The organism is Cellulomonas hominis (assembly GCF_005239125.1).
In the GTDB taxonomy this organism is placed as follows: domain Bacteria; phylum Actinomycetota; class Actinomycetes; order Actinomycetales; family Cellulomonadaceae; genus Cellulomonas; species Cellulomonas hominis_A.
Genome location: NZ_SZYE01000319.1, coordinates 1 through 1,992 on the forward strand (window position 1 = coordinate 1; position 1,992 = coordinate 1,992).

General features: G+C 81.7%; 1 pseudogene. It reads right to left on the minus strand.

The annotated features are described in order from the left end of the window. Positions 1 to 65 precede the first annotated feature (65 nt). Positions 66 to 1,992, minus strand: a pseudogene (locus tag FA014_RS20365) (hypothetical protein); the annotation flags it as partial.

Below are 1,992 nucleotides of genomic sequence, written 5' to 3' on the forward strand. Positions count from 1 at the left end.
CCGCGGCAGCGTCGCCAGGTCGAGACCCGCGCGCCGCCGGGGCGCCCGGACCCGGTGCCGGCCGGTCACTCGGCGTCCCCCAGGCGCAGGTGCGCGGCGGAGGCCCGCCGCACCAGACCGGTCACCACCGGGAGCACCACCGCGGCCGACCCGGCGAGCAGCACCGCAGCGATGCCGGCCGCCGCCGGCCAGGACCACACGGCCACCGCCTCCGGCACGGGTCGGCCGCCGGTCGCGGAGATCGTCAGCGCCGGCGCGAGCGCCCGGGCGACGGCGGCCCCGGCGGCGGTGCCCGCCACGACCGCCAGGACGTCCACCGCCACGTGCTGCAGGACGGAGACGGCGGCGACCGCCCGGGGCGACGCCCCGACCGCGAGCAGCCGCGCCACCTCCGGCCCGCGGTCCTCCGCGGTCTCCGCGGCGTGCAGCGCGGCGCCCACCAGCGCGAGCGCGACCGCGGCGACCACCAGCAGCCCGAGCGCCGCGAGCACCCCGACGCGCAGCGGGCCGGCCCGGAGCTCCTCGGCCGTACCGGCCCGGGTGGTCACGGCCGCGCCGGCGTCGCGCAGCGCGGCGACGTCGGCGTCCGCGGGGAGCCACCAGGCGTCCACCAGCGAGGTGGCCTCGGCCTGCCCGGTCGCCACCCGGTCGAGGGTGCGCACGTCGGCGAGGACCGCCGGCCCGTCCACCGCACCGGGGAGGTACGGCGCGACCGCCGCGACCGTCGCGGGCAGCGGCGTCCCGCCGACCGCGACCTGGAGCGGGTCTCCCGGCGCGAGCCCGGCGGCCGACGCGAGGTCCTGGGTCACGAGCACCGGCAGCACGTCGGCGGGCGGGAAGGCGGTGAGCACGAGCACGGTCGGCAGGTACGACGCCCGGGACACGTCGACCTCACCGGTGCCGCGCACGACGCCCGGCCCGACGGCCACGGCGGGGTCGGTGAGCGACTGGTTCCCGAGCGTGGCCGCGGTCGGCCGCGCGGACCAGCCGCCCGACCCACCCGTCCCGCCGGGCCCCGCCCCGTCGTCCCCGGCCGCGCCGGCCGCGTCGCCGCCACCGCCGTCCCACCGCACGGCGACCGCGACGTCGGCGAGCCCGCCCTCGCCCTCCGCCAGCACGGCGTCGGTGTGCACCTGCAGCGTGACCGCGAGCACCCGCGCCCCGCCGTCCGGTGCGGCGAACCCCCCGGGCGCGGTCAGAGGCACGGCGTGCTCCGCGCCGTCGAGCGGCACCCGGTCCCCCGCGGCGCGCACCCGCACGCCGTGGCCGTCGTCCAGGACGAGCGTCGGCGTGACCGACAGCGGGTGCTCGCCCCCGGCCGTCCCCGACACCCGCACGGCGAGAGGAGCACCCGCCGGGAACGGCAGCGCCGCCGCGAGGTCGTCCCCGTCCGGCGCCAGCCCGGCCGTCAGGGCCGGCCAGGTGATCCCCTCCGGCAGCCGGCCGGCGAACGTCGCGGCGTCGGTGTCGACGGCGAGCAGGCGGGGCTCGGCGTCCTCGGGACCGGCCGCCGCGAGGGTGCCGAAGCCCGTGACCCGGTCGGTCACCGGCAGCGCCGCACCGCGGGTCGCGCCCCGCACCAGCGCGCCCTGCTCCGTGGGCGACCCCGGGACGTCGGCCGCGACCACCGGGGCCGGCACCAGCGCCTGCGCCTGCTCGGCCTGCGACCGGGACCACGTCGCGGCCCAGCCCGCGGCGGACGTCGCGCCCGCGGCGGCGAGCACGAGGAGCAGCAGCGCGACCGCGGCCCGGGGCCGGCGCGCCACGTCGAGCGCGGCCAGGGGCAGCACGAACCGCCGCGACCGCCGCGCGAGCCGCTCCGCGGGACGTGCCAGCAGCGGGACGACGCGCAGCAGGACGACCGAGGCCGCGACCAGCGCGAGCACCGGCGCGAGCACCCGCACCGCGTCCTCGGGCCCGCCCGCGCGCAGCCGCAGCACCGCGAGCACCGCGACCGCGACGAGCAGCACGTCGCCGCCCGACCGCGCCAGG